At 68.2% G+C, this 17626-nt stretch carries 21 protein-coding genes and 1 tRNA gene; 6 read left to right on the forward strand and 16 right to left on the reverse strand.

The window, feature by feature from the left end:
• Positions 1-39 precede the first annotated feature (39 nt).
• The 6 genes from J4573_RS16180 to J4573_RS16205 all read right to left on the reverse strand — a co-directional run bounded on the left by J4573_RS16180 (position 40) and on the right by J4573_RS16205 (position 6803).
• Positions 40-777, reverse strand: a complete 738-nt coding sequence (locus J4573_RS16180) for an SDR family NAD(P)-dependent oxidoreductase (protein WP_208256304.1) — start codon at positions 775-777, stop codon at positions 40-42.
• 60 nt (positions 778-837) lie between these two features.
• Positions 838-2568, reverse strand: a complete 1731-nt coding sequence (locus J4573_RS16185; RefSeq protein ID WP_208256305.1) for an L-aspartate oxidase — start codon at positions 2566-2568, stop codon at positions 838-840.
• The gene (locus J4573_RS16190) at positions 2561-4369 is read right to left on the reverse strand and encodes a ferritin-like domain-containing protein (RefSeq protein ID WP_208256306.1); all 1809 of its coding nucleotides are present in this window, start codon (positions 4367-4369) and stop codon (positions 2561-2563) included. Before J4573_RS16190 ends, J4573_RS16185 begins: the two co-directional genes overlap by 8 nt.
• A gap of 101 nt (positions 4370-4470) precedes the next feature.
• Positions 4471-5499 carry a class I SAM-dependent methyltransferase gene (locus J4573_RS16195; RefSeq protein WP_208256307.1) on the reverse strand — a complete coding sequence of 343 codons (1029 nt, stop codon included), beginning with the start codon at positions 5497-5499 and terminating at the stop codon, positions 4471-4473.
• Positions 5500-5563: 64 nt separating this feature from the next.
• Positions 5564-6001: a cupin domain-containing protein gene (locus J4573_RS16200; RefSeq protein WP_208256308.1), complete on the reverse strand. Its 438-nt coding sequence runs from the start codon at positions 5999-6001 to the stop codon at positions 5564-5566.
• A gap of 43 nt (positions 6002-6044) precedes the next feature.
• Complete coding sequence (locus tag J4573_RS16205; RefSeq protein ID WP_208256309.1) at positions 6045-6803, reverse strand: SDR family oxidoreductase; 759 nt, start codon at positions 6801-6803, stop codon at positions 6045-6047.
• A 191-nt stretch (positions 6804-6994) separates the two neighbouring features.
• Here J4573_RS16205 and J4573_RS16210 point away from each other — a divergent pair, with 191 nt between their 5' ends.
• Positions 6995-8263 carry a low temperature requirement protein A gene (locus J4573_RS16210; protein ID WP_307796658.1) on the forward strand — a complete coding sequence of 423 codons (1269 nt, stop codon included), beginning with the start codon at positions 6995-6997 and terminating at the stop codon, positions 8261-8263.
• A gap of 120 nt (positions 8264-8383) precedes the next feature.
• Positions 8384-8623, forward strand: a complete 240-nt coding sequence (locus tag J4573_RS16215; RefSeq protein WP_208256310.1) for a hypothetical protein — start codon at positions 8384-8386, stop codon at positions 8621-8623.
• A 187-nt stretch (positions 8624-8810) separates the two neighbouring features.
• On the opposite strand, the gene J4573_RS16220 is transcribed toward J4573_RS16215, so the two are convergent.
• The 9 genes from J4573_RS16220 to J4573_RS16260 all read right to left on the reverse strand — a co-directional run bounded on the left by J4573_RS16220 (position 8811) and on the right by J4573_RS16260 (position 14243).
• Complete coding sequence (locus J4573_RS16220) at positions 8811-8978, reverse strand: site-specific integrase (RefSeq protein WP_208256311.1); 168 nt, start codon at positions 8976-8978, stop codon at positions 8811-8813.
• A 21-nt stretch (positions 8979-8999) separates the two neighbouring features.
• Positions 9000-9299, reverse strand: coding sequence for a site-specific integrase (locus tag J4573_RS16225; protein WP_208256312.1), 300 nt, complete (start codon positions 9297-9299; stop codon positions 9000-9002).
• Between the two features lie 496 nt (positions 9300-9795).
• Positions 9796-9864 (reverse strand) — tRNA-Ile (locus tag J4573_RS16230).
• Positions 9865-9958: 94 nt separating this feature from the next.
• Positions 9959-10351, reverse strand: a complete 393-nt coding sequence (locus J4573_RS16235; RefSeq protein WP_208256313.1) for a hypothetical protein — start codon at positions 10349-10351, stop codon at positions 9959-9961.
• Positions 10352-10471: 120 nt separating this feature from the next.
• The gene (gene istB / locus J4573_RS16240; RefSeq protein ID WP_208256314.1) at positions 10472-11263 is read right to left on the reverse strand and encodes an IS21-like element helper ATPase IstB; all 792 of its coding nucleotides are present in this window, start codon (positions 11261-11263) and stop codon (positions 10472-10474) included.
• Positions 11263-12807, reverse strand: coding sequence for an IS21 family transposase (gene istA, locus J4573_RS16245; protein ID WP_208256315.1), 1545 nt, complete (start codon positions 12805-12807; stop codon positions 11263-11265). Before istA ends, istB begins: the two co-directional genes overlap by 1 nt.
• Positions 12808-13062: 255 nt before the next feature.
• Entirely contained in the window at positions 13063-13233 is a 171-nt protein-coding gene (locus tag J4573_RS16250; RefSeq protein WP_208256316.1) for a hypothetical protein, read from the reverse strand.
• Between the two features lie 251 nt (positions 13234-13484).
• A complete protein-coding gene (locus J4573_RS16255; RefSeq protein ID WP_208256317.1) occupies positions 13485-14045 on the reverse strand; it encodes a hypothetical protein in 561 nt (186 codons plus the stop codon).
• Between the two features lie 21 nt (positions 14046-14066).
• Entirely contained in the window at positions 14067-14243 is a 177-nt protein-coding gene (locus J4573_RS16260) for a hypothetical protein (RefSeq protein WP_208256318.1), read from the reverse strand.
• A 174-nt stretch (positions 14244-14417) separates the two neighbouring features.
• Here J4573_RS16260 and J4573_RS16265 point away from each other — a divergent pair, with 174 nt between their 5' ends.
• Positions 14418-15275, forward strand: coding sequence for a hypothetical protein (locus J4573_RS16265; RefSeq protein ID WP_208256319.1), 858 nt, complete (start codon positions 14418-14420; stop codon positions 15273-15275).
• A 185-nt stretch (positions 15276-15460) separates the two neighbouring features.
• Here the strand turns inward: J4573_RS16265 and J4573_RS16270 are convergent, their stop codons facing one another.
• Positions 15461-16180 (reverse strand): hypothetical protein, encoded by a 720-nt coding sequence (locus J4573_RS16270; protein ID WP_208256320.1) that lies wholly within the window; start codon positions 16178-16180, stop codon positions 15461-15463.
• A gap of 202 nt (positions 16181-16382) precedes the next feature.
• Between J4573_RS16270 and J4573_RS16275 the strand changes: the two genes are divergently transcribed.
• The 3 genes from J4573_RS16275 (at position 16383) to J4573_RS16285 (ending at position 17574) form a co-directional block, all read left to right on the forward strand.
• Positions 16383-16607 carry a hypothetical protein gene (locus J4573_RS16275; protein WP_208256321.1) on the forward strand — a complete coding sequence of 75 codons (225 nt, stop codon included), beginning with the start codon at positions 16383-16385 and terminating at the stop codon, positions 16605-16607.
• 124 nt (positions 16608-16731) lie between these two features.
• On the forward strand, positions 16732-17109 hold the full coding sequence (locus J4573_RS16280) for a hypothetical protein (RefSeq protein ID WP_208256322.1): 378 nt from the start codon (positions 16732-16734) through the stop codon (positions 17107-17109).
• A gap of 162 nt (positions 17110-17271) precedes the next feature.
• Entirely contained in the window at positions 17272-17574 is a 303-nt protein-coding gene (locus tag J4573_RS16285; protein WP_208256323.1) for a hypothetical protein, read from the forward strand.
• Positions 17575-17626 lie beyond the last annotated feature (52 nt).

The raw sequence follows: 17626 nt of genomic DNA on the forward strand, positions 1-17626 counted from the left end.
GTTCGGATCCGCCCTCCGCGGAGGGCGGATGGCTCTCAGCTAACGCGTCTGATCGGTCGGGCGGATGAGGATCTCGTTGACCGCGACATGCTCGGGCTGAGTGACCGCATACACGACGGCGTCGGCGATGTCCCCGGGCTGCAGGGTGCGCATGGACGCGGCCATGTCCCCCGCCGCCGCCCGCATCGTGGGATCGGTGATGTGCCCGGCCAGTTCGGTCGCGACGAAGCCGGGTTCGATGATCACCACGCGTACGCCCTGGGCGGTGACCTCCTGCCGTAGCGCCTCGGAGAAGGCGTTGACGCCGAACTTCGTCGCGGCGTAGACCCCGTTGTAGGCCGATGCGATCCGGCCCGATGTCGAGGAGACCTGCACGACGATGCCCTTGGCCTCCAGCAGATGCGGCAGCGCCGCATGGACCGTGTGCATCGACCCGAGCAGGTTGGTCTCGACCATGCGCGTCCATTCCGTGGTGTCCGCACCGGCGATCGGGCCGCTGAGCATCACCCCGGCGTTGTTCACCAGGACGTCCAGGGCGCCGAAGCGCTCGACGGTCGCGGCGACCGCGGCTCGCACCGACTCCTGATCGGTCACGTCCAGATCGAGGGTCAGGACCTCTCCGGGCGCCTTGCGGGCCAGGGACTCCAACCGGTCGCCGCGCCGGGCCCCGGCCGCGACGCGGGTCCCCTCCGCCGAGAGGGCCAGCACAGTGGCCTCGCCGATGCCCGACGACGCTCCCGTGACGAGGACGACCTTGCCGTTCAATATGTCGTTCATAATGCTGCCTTTCTGGGAGGTCCCAGCGGCTGCCGGGCCACCGCGCCCGGCAGCGGCCTGCTATTCGACGAGCTTTCCGTGGGTGGAGACCTCGCGCATGAGGGCGGCGATCTCGGCGGGGATCGGCGGCAGGGGCTCACGTTCGATCTTGCCGGGCCCCGACCACACCAGGTTGACCCGCAAGGAGGTGTCGGTCTCCGGGTGATCGGAGCGGTTGTGGCAGCCGCGCGTCTCGCGGCGTTCGAGCGCCGCCTCCAGCGTGGCGCGGGCGGCCAGGACGGTGGACTTCAGGTCGAACGCGTGCGCGAGGTCCTGGTAGCCAGCCAGGTCGGGGTGGACGCCCAGGTCGCCCATCCGAGCCTCGACCGCCGCCAGCTCGACCAGTCCCTGGCGCAGCCCCGCCTCATCGCGGACGACGCCGCCGTGCTCGGTCATGATGTCCCGGACCGCGCGCTGCAGTGCCCGGACGTTTTCCGGGCCGTCGCACGCAAGCAGGTCGTCCACCTCCTGGCGGGCCTCGGCGAGCGCGGACCCGCCGCGCCGCTGGGTGTCGCGGGACGCCGCATAGGCGGCCGCGGCCGCCCCTGTGATCCGGCCGTACACCAGCAGCTCGATGAGGGAGTTGCCGCCGAGCCGGTTCGCTCCGTGCAGGCCGCTGGCGGCCTCCCCGATCGCATACAGGCCGTCGACGTCGGTGCCGTGGTCCTCTGGCCGGACCCACACCCCGCCCATCGAGTAGTGCGCGGTCGGGGCGACCTCGATGGGGTCCTTGGTGATGTCGAGCATCTGCAGCTCCAGCAGCGTCTGGTAGACGCGCGGCAACCGGGTCATGATCGTGGCCCGGGGCAGGTGCGAGACGTCCAGCAGGACGCCGCCGGCCGGGGTGCCACGCCCCTCCTTGATCTCGGTGTAGGCGGCCAGCGCGACCCGGTCACGGGTGGACAGCTCCATCCGCTCGGGGTCGTACCGCGCCATGAACCGCTCCCCGAGAGCGTTCAGCAGCCGTCCGCCCTCGCCCCGGGCCGCCTCCGACACCAGCGTCCCCGCCGCGTTCTCGGGCTCGATGAGGCCGGACGGATGGAACTGCACGAGCTCGGGGTCGCGGATGCGGGCGCCCGCGAGGACGGCCAGGCGGAACGAGTCGCCGGTGTTCTCGTCGCGGCGGGACGAGGTGCGGCGCCAGATCCGGGTGTGTCCACCGGTGGCCAGGATGACCGCGTCGGCGTGGATGACGTAGCGGGCGCCGTCGTTCAGATCGAACCCGTAGGCACCGAAGATGACGTTGTCTCGGACCAGCAGGCGGGTGATGCAGACGGTGTCGAGGATCGGCACCTTCAGCTGGGCCGCCCGATTGACGAGGGTGCGCTGGATCTCCAGCCCGGTGTAGTCGCCGCTGAAGGCGGTGCGCCGCCAGGTGTGGGCACCGAAGAAGCGCTGCGAGATCCGCCCGTCGGCCTCGCGTGCGAACGGCATCCCGTAGTGGACGAGGTCGTCGATGCCGCGTGCCGCGTTCTCGGTCACGATGCGCACGATGCGCGGGTCGGCCAGCAGGTAGCTCTCCTGCAGGGTGTCGGCGGCGTGCTGCTGCCAGGTGTCCTGCGGGTCCATCGTCGCCAGTGCCGCGTTGATGCCGCCGGCGGCGAGCGTGGTGTGCGCGTCGCCCTTCGGCCGCTTGCCGATCGCAAGGACGCCCATACCTCGTTCGGCGAGCTCGATCGCGGCACGCAACCCCGCTCCGCCGGTACCGATCACCAGCACCGGCGTCGCGATCCGCCGCTCGGAATCAGGCACGGTCGTGCTCCGTTCCGGAGAGACGGCTGTCGCCCGCGTGCTCTTCACGGAAGTCGATCTTGCGGTGCGTGCCATCGCACAGCGGCTTGCCGGCCGAGTGGCCGCAGCGGCACAGGGTCACTCGGTTGCGGGTCTCCAGCGGCCGGCCGTCCGCACGGTGCACCGGCACGCCGCCGGTGACCCACAGGGCACTGGCCAGTCCGTCCTCCTCCTCCAGGACCGAGATGGCCCGCGGGAGGTCGGCTTCGATCGTCTCGCCCCCGCGTTGGAGGGCGTAGCTGTAGGAGCCGGAGGGGCAGTGATCGATGCGCCCCATGATGTTGGAGCGGACGTCGCTGTCGGCGGTGTCGGCCAGCATCTCGGCGATCGGCCGGGTGCGGCCGATGCAGAACGCGGCGTGGATGCACAGCTCGCCGACGCGCTGCCCGGAGATGCCCACTCCGTCGTGCACGTGCTGCAGTTCCTTGTAGGGCCGGACGTCGGCGTTCTCGGTGCCGTCGAACCCGATCCGGGCGTGCGTCCCGTCGCAGAACGGCTTGGACCCCGACTGGCCGCAGCGGCATAGCGCGTAGGTGGGCTCGGTCTGCAGGGTGTCACCGGTCTGCCAGGTGAGCGCGTTGCCCTCGGCGGAGACGATCTTGCGTTTGCGGCGGAGCGGGACGCCGCCGTGGACGAGGTACGGGCCGTCGGGGAGCACCGTGATGCGCTGCGGCTCGTCGCCGGCGGTCCATCCGCGCTCCGGCGGCGGGACGTACTCGAACGTGGGGCCGGCCGTCGTGCCGTCGCCGTCGGGCGTCCGCATCAGAGCCTGGGCCTGCGCCTTGAGCTTGTGCATGGTGGCGACGGCGACCGCGAGCAGCCGCGGGCTGCCGTTGAACGCCTGCTCCAGCAAGTGCAGGAGGGTGCAGTACGTCCGGTTGAACTCCTCCTGGGCGTTGCGGATCGCGCTGCCCGGGGGGTGGTCGGTGATCTTCGGGTTGGGCCGCATCGGAAGGACGCCGGCGAAGTCCACGCCGAGCGGCTCGCCGGTCGGCCCGGACCGCGGGGTGTCGCCGCGGCGGTAGCGGCGGCCGGCCCTGAGCTCCTGGAAGCGGTAGTAGTGGGCGACCTCGTCCCGGTCGGGATGGTGGACGTCCGGGTCGCCGTCCCAGACCGCGCCGCGGGACGTGCCCTCGCCCTCCTCGACGATCTCCTCCAGCGCGGCCAGCGCCGAGGCCAGATCGGTGACCGCGATCATCCGTCCGGCCGTGTGCCGGAACTGCTCGGCGTGGATCTGGCGGGCCGGATCGCCGCCGAAGACCTCTGCCTCGCCGAGCCGATCACACAGGCCGCGCAGCCCGTCCTCGATCGCTTCGTAGAACTGCCCGATCGTCTCGTAGCGGTCGCCCTCGGCGGGAGCGCCGGGCGGCGCCGGCCGCTCCAGGCGCAAGAACATCTCAAGCGCCTCGTCACCGAACGGAAGCAGCGACAACTCCAGCGACGGATCGCCGTGCGGCAACCGCCGGGGATGCGGCGGCAGCAGTTGCGGCGTGTCCAGCCGCGGGCTACCCCCGACGGCGTTGAGCAGGTTCGCCGCCAGCGTCAGGTGCAGCATCTCCTCGATGAAGACGCCCGCCACCACCTCGACGGCCTCGGGATTGCGTTCGGCGTCGAGCGAGTAGAGCGCGCACAGGTACGGCGGCAGGGTCGCGTGCTCCAGCTCGATCGCCCATTGGAGGTGCTCGCGGAGGTCGTCGATCGTGGCGATCCCCGTCGCCGGAACGGATTCGGGGGCATGCTGCCGCCCGGGTGGGTGGTTCATGGTCTCTCGCTTCGGATCTCGTGAGGTGAGTTCATCGGCGCCGCAGCCGCGGCTGGGTAGGGACCAGGCGCTCGCGTAGGTGCTTGCTCAGGTGCGCGTGCTCAGGCGCCTTCGTCGGCGCAGGGCTTGCGGGGCCGGGAACCGGCTTCCAGTTCCCCAGCCGCGCCGAGAAGGTTGCGGAGCTCGACCTCCTCGCGTTCGACGTCGATCGGATCGAACAGCCACTCCGAGGCCGGGATCTCGGAGGCCCGCTCCTGATCGCCCGACTCGGCCAGGGTCAGTTCGGCCTCGACCTCCGCCTCGAACTCGACCTCGAATTCATCGCCGGTCGACGTGCTCATATGTCCTCCACAAAGAAATTGCTCGGATGACCGCCCGGCCCGGCGTCTGGTCGCATGGATCAGCTGCATGGAGATCTGCCCAGCGGCGAACAGGCGGGTGAAGGTCTCGCCCTGCCGGAGCGCCAGCGCATGAGCGGGGTCGGCCCGGTGCCTGCCGGCGACAGCGGCGACGACCCGCTCGACACGCCGTGTCCACGACAGCGGCGCGTCGCCAGGGCAGCCGACCTGCTCGACCAGGTCGAACCCTGCGCCGTCGAGCAGGTCGGCGAGCCCTCGCCGAGTCGGAAAGCTGTTGCCCTCCGGGGCGAGGGCCCGTGGGTCCCGGGCGACGACGACCAGGAGGCCCAAGGGCGCCCCAGGCGGCAGGACTCGGTGGATCTCGCGCAGAACCGCGGCTTTGTCCTGGACGGTGTCCAGCACTCCCAGGCACCAGGCGGCGTCGACCGACCCCGCCCGCAGCGGGATCCGGTCGCCGTCCGCCGTGACGACCGGCAGCCCGAACAGCCGGGCCGCGGCGCGGCATGCGGCCGGCATCGGTTCCAGCAGGATCGGCCGGACCCCGAACCGCTCGGCCGCCCAGGCGGCCGGCCCGCCGACGCCGGCACCCACGTCCAGCAGGACCGATCCGGCCCTCAGCTCGCATGCCTCCCCCAGCCAGGCCAGCGCGGCCGGATTCGCGCTGCCGCGGCAGGCCGCCGGGATCGCGTACCGCTCCCCGAGTCGTTCGACGGCGTCGGCGGTCCACCCGGCGACGTCGTCGAACTCGGCGACCATCGCCGATGCCGTCATGGTGTATCTCCCCCGTAAGGTCGAGCGCGCCGATGTTCTCGACAGCGCGGTCGTCGTACGCCGGTCAGGAATCCCCGGAAACCCGCAGATGCGCGCGCTGGGCGAGTTCCGCCTCGTCCACCAGGGTCAGCATCGGCTTGCCCGGGTCGCAGAGCATCGTGACGACGAACCGGACCGGCATGTCGTCTCGGTTGTTGCCGTCCTGGTAGTGGATGACGTCGCCGCCCGGCTCCCAGAACGCCTCACCCGCAGGCACGGGCCGAGGCGCCTGCCCTTCGAGCTCCAGCAGCATCTCGCCCTCGAGCACGTACCCGAACGCCGGACCGGGATGCCGGTGCGGCGGCGCGCCGTGGTCACCGGGCGGGTACTCGATGACGACGGTCGTCGCATGCGCTCCGGTCGGGATGAAGGGCGGCTCAGCCTCCTGAATCGTGGTGAGCGCCGTCTGCCACGCGGTCGATCGGGTCTTCGGGCCGGTCGCCGCGGGGTCGGTGACGGACATGGATGTACCTCCTTGGCTTGTGCGGTGCGGGGGCGAAAGGCCGTCAGCGGGCGCCGTTGCTCGCCAGCCAGTCGGCGTACTTGATCTCGCCGAGCGTCGCGGCGCCGTCGTCCGGCACCAGGTCACGCTCGCGCATCTCGGCGCCGAAGTAATGCGCGTGCGGGTCGGTGACCACCTCACGCGGGTCGCCCCACGCGGCCAGTGCCTTGCGAAAGAACTCGTCCATCCGGACCCGCTCGGGGCCGGCGATCTGGATCCGGCCGTTCAGCGGCGCGCCCGCCGCGGTCCTCGCGACCGTCCGGGACACCTCCTCGCCCGCGATGGGCTGGAAGAGCACCGGCGGCATCGGGACCTTGTCCCCGCCTGCGGCCGCCTCGTCGGCGATCCTGCGCCCGAACTCGAAGAACTGCGTCGCGTGCACGAGCGAGAACGGGATCGGCGACTCCTCGATCAGCTTCTCCTGCGCGAGCTTCGCCCGGAAGTAGCCGATGTCGGGCCGCCGGTCGGTGTTCACGATCGTCAGCGCGACGTGGTGGCCCACCCCGGCCTTCTCTTCCGCCTCCAGCAGATTGCCGGTCGAGGTCCGGAAGAAGTCGAGCACCGCCTCGTCCTCGAAGGACGGGGAGTTGGACACGTCGATCACCACCGACGCGCCCTCCAGCACCTCGGTGAGCCCCTCACCGGTGAGCGTATTCACACCGGTGTTCGGCGAGGCCGGCACCGCCTCGTGCCCGTGCTGCCGGAGCATCTCCACGGCCTTCGACCCGATCAGGCCGGTGCCACCGATGACCACGATCTTCATGAGTACCCCTTCAGTTCGCCAGGCCGTCGATCACCGCCCGGTCGCCAGCTAAGACAGGCCACCCGTTCGGGCTGTGACAACTTCGGCGAAATATTCACCGAAAAGGCCAGATCGGGCGCCGGCCGTCACAACCGGGCGCTCTCCCTTGTCTTTGCAGCTGGACGAACCCATGCGACGAGGGGAGCAAGACCGTGCCATCAACAGGTGCCGCCTGCCGGATCCGGGTCCGGATGACCGCCCGCGCGATCGACGAGCCGCACCGCGCCTCAAGCCCTCTCGAACTACTGTTCGATCTCACCTTCGTGGTGGCGGTCGCGGCCGTCACCGCCCAGTTCGCGCACCACATCGCCGACGGACACGCTCTGGCCGGGCTCGTCCCGTTCCTCCAGGTCTTCTTCGCGGTGTGGTGGGCGTGGATGAACTTCACCTGGTTCGCCTCGTCATACGACACCGACGACGTCCCCTACCGGCTGCTGACCATGGTGCAGATGGCGGGCGTCCTGATCCTCGCCGCGGGCGTGCCGGCCGCCGCAGACCACTCCGACTACCGCGCAGTCGCGATCGGCTACCTCGTCATGCGGACCGCACTCGTCGCGCAATGGCTACGAGCCAGCGCCGAGGACCCGGCGGGCCGCCGCACCGCCCACCGGTACGCCCTCGGCATCATCGTCGCGCAGGCGGCCTGGATCCTCTGGCTGGTCTCGGCGGAGGCAGGCGCGCTGCCTTCTGCGGCCCAGGTCCCGTGCTTCGCCGCCCTCGCCGTCCTGGAACTCGCGGTGCCGCGATGGGCGGAGCGGACCAGTCCCACCGCCTGGCACCCGCACCACATCGCCGAACGCTACGGCCTGTTCACGATCATTCTCTTCGGGGAGAGCGTCCTCGCCGCGTCGAACGCGGTCGCCCGAGGGCTGGACGAGGCAGACGTCAGCCGCCGGCTCGTCGTCATCGCCGGTTCCGGCCTCGTCCTGCTGTTCGCCCTCTGGTGGCTCTACTTCCTCGCCCCCGCCGGCTCGGGCCTCAACGACCGCCGACACCTCTCCTACCGCTGGGGCTACGGCCACTACGGCATCTTCGCCAGCCTCGCCGCGCTCGGCGCCGGCCTTGACGTCGCAGTCGAACAGACCGCACACGACCTCAAGGCGTCACCCCTCGCCATCTGCTACGCCGTGGCGATTCCGACCGCGCTTTTCGTCCTGCTGCTCTGGACAGTCCACATGCCCATCCTCGGCACGTCGATCCTGCATCCCGCCGTGGCGCTGTGCGGAACCGCCGCCATCCTCCTCCTGCCCGCGGCGGCCGCCCAGACCGGAGTGGTCACGGTCGTCGCATCGATCACGGCCATCTGCGTCGCGATGACCGCCCTCACCCTCATCCGGAACAGGGACGCATCCCCAGAACGGGACACGCTGGTCGCGGACGCTCCGCAGCTCTCCGCACCACCCACTGCTCAGGGCACCTAGCGAGCGTCTACCTGAGTTCCGCGTGCAGCAGAGGTGGGGATTTCAAAGAACCTGTCACCGATGAGCGAGCTGGCCTGTCTTTTCTAAGGACCGATCACCCGCCCTACGAAGGAGGAAGACGTGCGATCACCCGAAAGCGGCAAGCTCAGCTTCGAGCAAGACATCAAGCCCCTGTTCCGAACGAAGGACCGAGACGCGATGCTGGCCCGCTTCGATCTGTTCGAGCACGCCGATGTCGCCGAGCACGCCGATGCCATCATCGGCTCCCTGCTGAGCGGGCATATGCCCTGCGACGGCGCGTGGCCCGAGGCCCACCTGGAGAAGCTCCAGCGATGGATCGACATGGGCAAGCCCGCCTAAGACGCCGGTTCGCTGGGCGTGATCGATGGCCTTTTCACTGTGCTGATGGCGGACTCCTGGCCCCGCACGGACTGTTCTGTTGGGAGTCACTCCAGCCGGTTGGCCTTTGTGTGCGCGGATGTGTGCGAGAAGTACGAGATCCCATGTGCTGAGTGCTGCCTCCAACGCTGGAAGGCGTGGCTCAAGGTCAATACATGTTGCCTAGCCTGCGTTTGGCCTGGATGGCGCGGTCCTCGGCCAGGTCCTTGCCGTAGCGGTAGGCCATGGCCGGGCCTGACCAGCCCTGGTGGTGGACCAGGTCGTCGATGGAGCCGCCGTTGGCGCGGAAGTCGTGCGCGAAGGTGTGACGGAACATCTTGGGTGTCGCGTGGGCGTCTTAGCCGAGTCGCTTGCAGCGGCGGATCAGCATCAGGCGGATGCCGTTGGCACCGAACGGCAGTGCTGAGCCCTGGCCTAGCCAGAGGTGCTCGGCCAGATGGGATTCGGCGAGCGGATGCTCGGCTCGGACGCGTAGATAGCGCTGGATGGCTTTGACGGTCTCCTGTTCCAGCAGGATCCGCCGGCCGCTGTCGTCGGCGTAGCGCAGCTCGCCCTTCTTCGGCGTCACTCGCAAGATCGGCTCGGTGAGGGCTGGTACGTCTTCGGGCTCGATGTCGGCGACCTCACCGACCCGCATCCCTTCCAGCAGCAGACGAGTGATGGCCTCGTCCCTCGTCCCAGTGAAGGACGTGCTGTCGCACGAGCCCAGGAGTTCTTTGATGAATTCCCGGGCGAGGGTCTGGGGTTTCTGCTCGCGGGCTACGTAGCGGTCGGTGTCCTCGCTGGTGAAGGGGCTGGTAGTGCCCGTCTCCTTCTCCAGCCGCTTGAAGAGGTTGCGCAGCGGAGGTAGCCGTTGATCGTCTCGGGCGCGTATGGGCGGCTGTTCGATGTGCGCAGGTGCTGCTCGTAGTGCTCGATCATCAACGACCGCGACACGGCCTTGGGCGCTCGCTTGCGCCGGGACTGCGGCGCGGGTGTTCCGGTGCGGAACAGCGGCTTGCTCGACATGATCACCCTCCGGGATCCGGACGGCCGGGTGAGCGGTTTGAGTCCCGGACTCCCCTGGTCGTACGGCCCCTTTGGGGGCCTTAGGGCTGGTGATCCGGGGTTTTCCCTGGTGGGAGGGCGGTTTGTAGGGCGGGCGGGACTCGAACCCGCGACCCAGGGATTATGAGTCCCCGGCCCAACCTCGCCTCCGCCAGGCTCCAGATCACCAAGACCCAAAACCCTGACACTTACTCGGAACCTACCATCCGACCTGCAGCTTTGCTGCCCTCAGGGGTCTCCACCACGCGCTCAAGGCGCGTGCAAGAAGTCTCGGAGTCCCTCAGTCACCCGACACCAGAGTCCCCGGGTCTGCGCGGTCGGTCGCCGTTGAAGGGGATACGTCCGACGATTCCCCGACCCCGGTGAGCGGAGGATCAGGTCTTGGTGCAGGGCCCAGGTGATGCCGTCGTCACCTCGGCTTTCCAGGCCCTTGCGGAAGACTGCCTCGTAGGCGGTGTCCCCGGCGATCTGTCTGGCCTGATGCTCCGCAGCTTGGCGTGCGGCGAGGAGTTCGGGGATGCCGAACTGGAGGTGGCGGATGACTTCCCAGGTCTGCTGGCCGATGCCGAGCAACCGGGCTGCTTCCTCACCGTAGTCGGTCGTGGCGATCACAGAGGCCAGCAGGTCGATGGCCGTGGCCATCCCGGTTGTCAACGGCCTGTTATCTCTCCCCGCTGGCGGCCAGATAGTTAGCACGATCTTGGCCAGTTAGCGGTCCCCGACGACGGCCAGATATTTCCCCGTCGTTGGTTGGTGGGTGGATCAGGTGAAGGGCTTCACCCCCTGCCCGGAGGTGGCTTGGGTGAGCCGGAAGCTGTCGCCCTGTGTAACGACGATATGGGCGTGGTGCATGAGCCGGTCGACGGTAGCGGTGGCCAAGGTCTTGGGCATGATCTCGTCGAAGCCCGACGGATGAAGATTTGAGCTGACCGCCAGCGCGCGGCGCTCGTATGCGGCATCGACCAGGCGATAGAAGCCTTCGGCGGCGTCCGGGGAGACCGGCAGCAGCCCGATGTCATCGACGATGATCAGGTCAGAGCGGATGATGCGGGTGAGCGCGCGGGCGATGGAGTCGTCGGCGCGGTGACGGCGGACCAGCGAGCCCAGGTCCTCGATGTTGAACCAGGTGACGGCCAGGCCGGCCTCGACGGCGTTCTGCCCCAGGGCCTCGCTGAAGTGCGACTTGCCGGTCCCGGACGGACCGCAGACGCAAAGGTTCTCGCGGCGGCGGACCCATTCCAGGCTCTTGAGGGCGTCTTGTGTTGGCCGCGGGATCGAGGATGCGGTCTCGTCCCAGTCGCCGAAGGTCTTGCCGGCAGGGAACCCGGCCCTCTTGCGGCGGGTGTGCAGGTTGGCGCGGTCTCGTCCGGCGGCTTCTTCGGCGAGCAGGACGCGGACGACCTCGGCCGGATCCCAGCGCTGGGCCTTGGCAGTGGGGATCAGGTCGGCCAGGGCGCGGCGCATGTGCGGCAGCTTCAGCCGTTTGGTCAGCTCGATGGCCTCGGCGAGCGGGTCGCCAGTGGAGCCGTGAACGGAACGGAGCGGGGTGGCCATCAAGCGTTGTCCTCAACAGAATCGGCGGCGTCATCGGGAGTGGAGTTGGTGACGGGCGGCTGCCCGAAGGAGGCCCAGGCTGAGGTGCCCGGTTGCAGGCTGTGGTCTTCACTGGCCCGGGTGGGCTCGATGGACTCTCGCGCGGCCTGGTAGTCCAGGATCGACATCAGATCGGCCTCGGCGAACCGGCCGGTGATCGCGGCCGTGCCCAGCGCCCGGTCGACCTGCTCGGGCGAATAGAGCTTGGCCAGCGAGACCGCTTGGGCCATCTTGGCCTTCATCCGTCGTGTTCCCGCGTTGGCGGCCTCAACCAGCCAGGACGCGGCGCCAGGTCCGATCATCAAGAACGCCGCTTCTTCGGCCGAGCGGGCCTTGGGCGTGCGGTCGAGTTCCTTATCCTCGCGCGGCGGGTAGTGTGCCTCGTCGATGACCGGTGTCCCCGGCTTGCTGCGAAGGTGGCGGGCGACCTCGACCGCGCCGCCGTCGGCCCCGATCGCGGTCACGATGAGCTCGTCGCCGTGGAACCGGGCCCAGACCCGGGTATCGATCAGCTCGTGCGGGACCGAGTAGCGGACGCCCTCGACCGAGATGGTGGCGTTCCAGTTGACCCGCCTGGTCGTGCCGAACGCGACGGTGAAGGCCTGCTTGGGCAGCAGATGCAGCCGCTGCCGCTCGGTGGCGAGCATCTCGGCGGGCTTGCGCCGGGTCTCGCGATGGACCCGCCCGTTGACCTCGTCGCAGAAATCCCGGCAAGCCGTTTCCAGCTCACCGAAACTCCGGAAGCTGTCGCGCAGATTCACGCTGGTGGGGACCAGGTCGGCCTTGGCGATGCGGACGGTGGCCTCGCTGCCGCCCTTGGACTCGGGATCGGCCGGGACACACGTCTTGATCGTCATTCCGTAATGCCGAGCGACCTCGACGATCTCGGGGTTGCGGACCGCGATCCCAGCGATGTGATCGACCGACACCGTCTTCTCGTTGTCGGTCAGCGCATAGGCCGGAACCCCGCCGATCCGCCGCAACGTCGCGTCCAAGCAGGCCACCACCGTCGGCAGTGTCTTGTCCCAGACCGGGATCACCACCCGGAATCGCGACCACGCCAGCCACGCGCACCACAACGTGGTCTGACGGCCGCCGATCACCGGACCGGTTCCCCAGTCCCACTGCAACCACAGCCCCGGCTCGGTGACCCACGGCCTATAAACACGCCGCTGACCGGCCCGCAGCTGGGCCTTGGCCTCGGCGACAGTGCGGCGGGTGGTGCGCTCCCCGCCGGTGAAGCCCATCGCGACGATTCGCTTGTGCACCACATCGGCGCGGATCTTGCCGTTCGAGCGGACCACCAGCTCTTCGATCTTCGGCAGGAACGCATCGATCGGTCGCTCACGATGCCGGCGAGCCTCCGGGCTCTGCCCAGCCGCCCGCATCTTCACATAACGCGCCACCGTGTGGTGGTCGCACCCGGCCAGCTCCGCCGCGGCCCGGTAACTGCCTGTGAGGTCATACGCCTCAAGAATCTCCATGATCTCCCTGCTGTTCTTCACCCGGACGATCTTTCACATGCGGGTGCTGATGTGAACGAACGGGGAGCTATCCAGCCGTACTCGGGGAATCCCGTGGCCGCCTGTGGGGATCTAAGTGGCCGCCAGCGGGGAGCTTTTCATGGCCGCCGTCACCCGGTGCTGTAGTCGAGCAGGGCCGTGTCTTCCAGGGCGGTGTGGGCGTGCGCTTCCACCTAGTCCAGCCGTCCCCCGGACGCACATCGCCAGCCCCTGCACGTAGTGGGCGTGAGCCCGAATTCAATCGTTCACCGCACTCAACGCATTCCGCACGCAGGTGTCGAGCGCCGTGGCCGCCGCAGCGAGCTCGCCGAGGCTGACGAGGGCGAACGCGCGGAGCGTGTACGCCAGAAACCGCGCCCCGGTGTACTCACCGGCGTCAGTTTGGCCAAGCGGTGCCGAGTCGAACACCGGGAAGGCCTGCGCGCGCGGCCCACCCACCCACCGTGAAGCGCCCGCCCTCAAGGTGGGCGGTGCCGGGCCAAAGGCGCGTGCCCCAAGCGCCGACCGGCCCCAACGACACATTGCCCCCGCCCGTCGTGGACGAACCGTGCCTTTAAGTTGATCGTCGGCCGATCTTGATCCGGTCGCCGAACGGCGAACAGTAGACGATGGGTTCGTGCTGGTCGGCGGAAAATGTATCCCCAAGCCGAGCCACCAGTCTATTGAGTCCGTGGGGTGCGTCGAGGTAGGCGTACGAAGCTTTCGAGGGCGGGTGGGCGCGGCAGCTCGAGCGCCTGTGCCCAAGGAGCCTTGGTGATCTCAGAGGCGTCGGCGGGCACGTCGGGGTAGGTGATGAGGCGAAATCTGATGGGCCCGGCATAGTTCGCCGAGTCGACGGCCAGGGTGAGCTTCAGCTGCTCGCCAGACTGGATCTTGCGGCATCCAAGCTCGGCGGTCTTCCCCTCACGTGAGACTGAGGGCGGGGAATCACCGGAGCCAGGCTCGAACCAAACGCCGTCCTCATCAAGGATCTCCACGCGCACTTGGGTGACAGCCCACTGCGTCGTGAGAGCGAGCCGGAGCGCCAGCTGGGAATCGGCCGACCCGTGGATTGGCAGGAGCTCAGCGTCGAAAATGGGAGTGCGTATGGCGTGAACTTCGCCCTCTGCGGCGTCAGCCTGACGTCGGCTTTCCCGCCGTGCCTGAATCGCCACGATCGTGGCGACCATGGATATGACGATGGCGACGCACGCCGCGCCGAAGGAGAGCCAATCAGCCATGCTGCGAGGCTAGCTGACGACTCAACCGTTGGCCTTGAGTTCTGTGATGGTGGACCGCCAGGTCGAGACCTGCCTGACGATTGTGTCGCCGGGGATCTCGGCGCGCATCGCTTCCCGGACGAACGCGGTCATCTCGTCGAGGGTCATGCCGTACTTGGCGCTGGCGGCTACTACTTTGGCCGTGCGCTCGGTTGCCATCAGCTGTAGCAGAAAGCCTGGACGCCGCTGAACGGGCCAGCGGCGTAGCCATTTTGCAGGGTGATGCGCAGGGAGGACTGTCTGCATCCACGGCGCATGAGCGCGTCTTGTCGCGGTGTATCACAGCCGTGAATTTGGTCGCTTTAGGTCAGGCGATCCGAGATGCTGTGGTGCATGACTGAGGATGTCCCGGAAGTGGATGAGCTGCAGTTGAGACGCATCCCGATCCGATCATTGAGGGGACGGACCGAGGAAGCGACCGCAGCTGTGCGCCAGGGCATCTATCTGGACGAGCTTGAGCGCCAGGCGGTCATCGTTAACAGCAACATCGTTGCTGCCTGGCGTCGAGCGATAGGTGGTTGTTCTCCGACGGATCCGGAAGTATGGGCGGCGTTGCAGGCTGCCTTGTTTGCAGCGATCGTGGTTCAGCGGGTGTTGCGTCCGGGTAGGGTTCGCCGGCACCCACATCATCAGAGTCAGCAAGAATCGCAAGACTTTGCTGACCTCCGTGGGCAGCGTCTTCGAGCGATGCTCGGCGTCAGTGCTGATAGCGCGCTGCTCCGGGTGGGGAGCGTTCGTGACCCATTTGAACATGTGGATGAACGTCTCGATCAGCTCATGACTCCGGATGCTGTCTCGTTGTCTGACTGGTACATCTCGTCGGGTAGGGCGCTCGTCACTCCGGGGGCATCCTCAGACTCGCTGCGGGAGGGCTATGGGCTGCGGGTCTTCTTTCCAGCGGGTGGCGTCCTCTACTTCGGTGATGAAGTCCTTGATCTGTATGCGCTGGATATCGAGATGCTGCGCATTCGGGACGCGATCAATACTGCTCGGCCGGAGTTGCACCGGAAAGCCCCTAGCCGCAACCTCTTCGGTGGTGCCCAGCTGGTGGATCTCCTGCCAGAGACCCATGTTCAGCAGCGTGCGATGGATTGGCTCTCGGACCGAGAACGCCGAGGTCATGGTCTTGGAGTCCGGCTTATTGTGTCGCCTGACGATGACAGTGAGACGACAGAGTCTGCAAGCGACTGAAGCCCTGGGCAGGCCACGAAGGCAGCCACCCAAGGGTGCCTGGCGCCTTCACTCAGCGCAGCGTAGCGCGTAGATCGTCGAGGCCGACTCTGTACGGTCAAGGGCGGCCCGACTCCGCCGCGCTGCGAGAGGCCACACCGCTTGTGGAAGACCCTCGGTGGCACCGGCCACGTTGGGGGCGCGGATCACTTCGTCATCGTCCACCGCCCATCAGCGTGCACCGTGAACAGGAACGCTCCCTCCGGGAGCTGAACCTCACCGTCGTAGGCACCGATCTCGTTGACCATGTTCTCTGTGTCGCCGTCCCGTGTGTACGCGTCCACGATGAAGTTCGACTCTCCCGTATGCCTCAGCTTTGCCGTCGCCAAGCCAGATGACGGCGGGTCAAGGGCGAGCACGTCATCGCCTTTCCCGGTCACTTTCGTTGCTGCCCAGCGGCGCGCTTCGGCGAGCGGCTTCAGCTTCACCGTCCATGCACCGTCCGCCTTGATCTTGAGGGCCTGGGTGGTGGACCCCTGCTCGATGTTGAACAGCATCGTCCCCTTGTACCGGCCAATGGCATTGACCAGCCCCTCACCATCCTCGCCGCCTGGCTGGACCGTATCCACGATGAAGTTCGACGAGCCGGAATGAGTGATGGCGGCAAGCCAGATCTCACCTCCGTCCTTGATGCGCAGCACCCTGTCGCCATGGCCTCGATAGGACTGCGGTTTGGCGGTCGGCTGGGGCGGCGTGGGTTGACCGGCGGCCGGCTGCTCGCTCGGCCCTGGACTGGAGGGCGGAGCCGGAGAAACGGATGGCGGCGTCCGGCCGGTGTTGCTGTCTTCGCAGGCCGCAGCCAGGGCCAGCGCGGGCAGAAGAACGCTGAACACGACAGCGCTGTGAAGGGGGCTGTTCTGGGACATGTGCTACTCCCGGAGGCGAAGGATGAGGCTGCCGGGGCGTGGGCGACGTCGTGAGCAGACCGCGTCGGCCAATGATCCGTCGGCGAGGTAGGACGCCTGAGAGTGACGCGTCGTTCACGCACTGGTGGGAACTGGCATCATCCGGACACACGAGATCGCCTGCGAGGTCGCGGCACGATGAACGCGCAAACAGCAGCAGGTGATGGGTTCTCCTCCCCCCGATGCGGTGGCCCGATCGCCGTTCACCAAGACCGCCACACCGGCCACCGGCGTCGTCCTGGCCAGAGACGCACAGCACGCTCTGGCCGAGGCGTTCACCGCCAAGGCATGGCCGGTCGAGGCCGAGCACGCCGTTGAGGGCGGCATGTACATGCTGTTCCCCGGCCCGTCACACGTCATGATCACCCGGTCGGCGGATCTTCCCTAGCGGACCGGGAGGATCCAGACGACCCCGAGCTGGACCTCACCCGGCCCTGCGCATCGACATGAACGCACTCGCCACGGGTGAGACGTCCTGGACCGAGCTGCCGGCCAGTGAAGGTGCCGCAGCGATGGTCGAGCACGGTGCCCGGTTCCTGGCCGCCGCGCGCGCCGACGCGGTCGCCGTGCTCCGCAACGACCGTGCCTGCGCGATCTGCGATGACCGCTATCCCGCCGGTCATCTGCTCGCCCCGCGCGGGGAGGGAGTCACGGTGTACCCGGCCTGCGCGTTCGACGAGGATCTGGGCGGAGCCGACACCGCCCAGCTCACCTTCTTCGTGGATCGGCTGCTGCACGACGACCTTGCGGCGCCCGCCGGGTGGTCCGCCATCATCGCGTTCCTGGCCTGCGCCAGGCCGGGTCTGGGAGACCAGCTCGAACAGTGGTGGCATGACCGCGGCACCCTCTATGTGCCGCTCGGCTATTGGAATGACCCGGGCAAGATCTGAATCTGGCTGCCGAGCCCCGATGCCCGCCCAGAAGCGCTCAGAGCTTTCGGGCCCGGTGCTCACCTGGCCGCCGTCATCGACGCCATCGATGCCGCCTATCCCGATCTCCGCGACCGCGCTCGGCGGGCCCTCGCCGAGGCCGCGCCCGTCGACTACGAGCTCATGCTTGACGAGGAGAACGCGGGCCAGCGGCTGATCGAGGAGATGTGGCCGGCCGTCATCGCTTACACGGTCGCCTTCACCACCCAGGCTCTGGGCCGGCCAACAGAACGGCACCCACTCACCCCCGTCATGCAGTCGTTGGACGACCTGGACGGTCATTGGGCCGAGCTCGGCAGCACGCTCGATCAAAGCGCCGTCACTGACACCCTCCTCGCCGGTATCGAGGTGACAGCGGCACGCTGTTCGGAGAACATTCCTAAGCCGTCACTAAGCCTCTGGGCCGGGGGTGAGGGAGGCCGCTGATCTTCAAGACCCCCACCACATCACATGCTTCAGAACGGCCGTGCTCTATAGC

This window comes from Actinomadura barringtoniae, from assembly GCF_017573505.1.
In the GTDB taxonomy this organism is placed as follows: Bacteria; Actinomycetota; Actinomycetes; order Streptosporangiales; family Streptosporangiaceae; genus Spirillospora; species Spirillospora barringtoniae.

What these genes read in the sequence shown, in the direction of transcription:
- J4573_RS16190 (WP_208256306.1), bottom strand. Translation starts at nt 4,369, where the DNA reads ATGAACCACCCACCCGGGCGGCAGCATGCCCCCGAATCCGTTCCGGCG.
- J4573_RS16270 (WP_208256320.1), bottom strand. Translation starts at nt 16,180, where the DNA reads ATGTCCCAGAACAGCCCCCTTCACAGCGCTGTCGTGTTCAGCGTTCTT.
- J4573_RS16265 (WP_208256319.1), top strand. Translation starts at nt 14,418, where the DNA reads ATGACTGAGGATGTCCCGGAAGTGGATGAGCTGCAGTTGAGACGCATC.
- J4573_RS16180 (WP_208256304.1), bottom strand. Translation starts at nt 777, where the DNA reads ATGAACGACATATTGAACGGCAAGGTCGTCCTCGTCACGGGAGCGTCG.
- J4573_RS16235 (WP_208256313.1), bottom strand. Translation starts at nt 10,351, where the DNA reads ATGGCCACGGCCATCGACCTGCTGGCCTCTGTGATCGCCACGACCGAC.
- J4573_RS16225 (WP_208256312.1), bottom strand. Translation starts at nt 9,299, where the DNA reads ATGCGGGTCGGTGAGGTCGCCGACATCGAGCCCGAAGACGTACCAGCC.
- J4573_RS16255 (WP_208256317.1), bottom strand. Translation starts at nt 14,045, where the DNA reads ATGGCTGATTGGCTCTCCTTCGGCGCGGCGTGCGTCGCCATCGTCATA.
- J4573_RS16195 (WP_208256307.1), bottom strand. Translation starts at nt 5,499, where the DNA reads ATGACGGCATCGGCGATGGTCGCCGAGTTCGACGACGTCGCCGGGTGG.
- J4573_RS16280 (WP_208256322.1), top strand. Translation starts at nt 16,732, where the DNA reads ATGGTCGAGCACGGTGCCCGGTTCCTGGCCGCCGCGCGCGCCGACGCG.
- istB (WP_208256314.1), bottom strand. Translation starts at nt 11,263, where the DNA reads ATGGCCACCCCGCTCCGTTCCGTTCACGGCTCCACTGGCGACCCGCTC.
- J4573_RS16205 (WP_208256309.1), bottom strand. Translation starts at nt 6,803, where the DNA reads ATGAAGATCGTGGTCATCGGTGGCACCGGCCTGATCGGGTCGAAGGCC.
- J4573_RS16200 (WP_208256308.1), bottom strand. Translation starts at nt 6,001, where the DNA reads ATGTCCGTCACCGACCCCGCGGCGACCGGCCCGAAGACCCGATCGACC.
- J4573_RS16260 (WP_208256318.1), bottom strand. Translation starts at nt 14,243, where the DNA reads ATGGCAACCGAGCGCACGGCCAAAGTAGTAGCCGCCAGCGCCAAGTAC.
- J4573_RS16275 (WP_208256321.1), top strand. Translation starts at nt 16,383, where the DNA reads ATGGGTTCTCCTCCCCCCGATGCGGTGGCCCGATCGCCGTTCACCAAG.
- J4573_RS16220 (WP_208256311.1), bottom strand. Translation starts at nt 8,978, where the DNA reads ATGTTCCGTCACACCTTCGCGCACGACTTCCGCGCCAACGGCGGCTCC.
- J4573_RS16285 (WP_208256323.1), top strand. Translation starts at nt 17,272, where the DNA reads ATGCTTGACGAGGAGAACGCGGGCCAGCGGCTGATCGAGGAGATGTGG.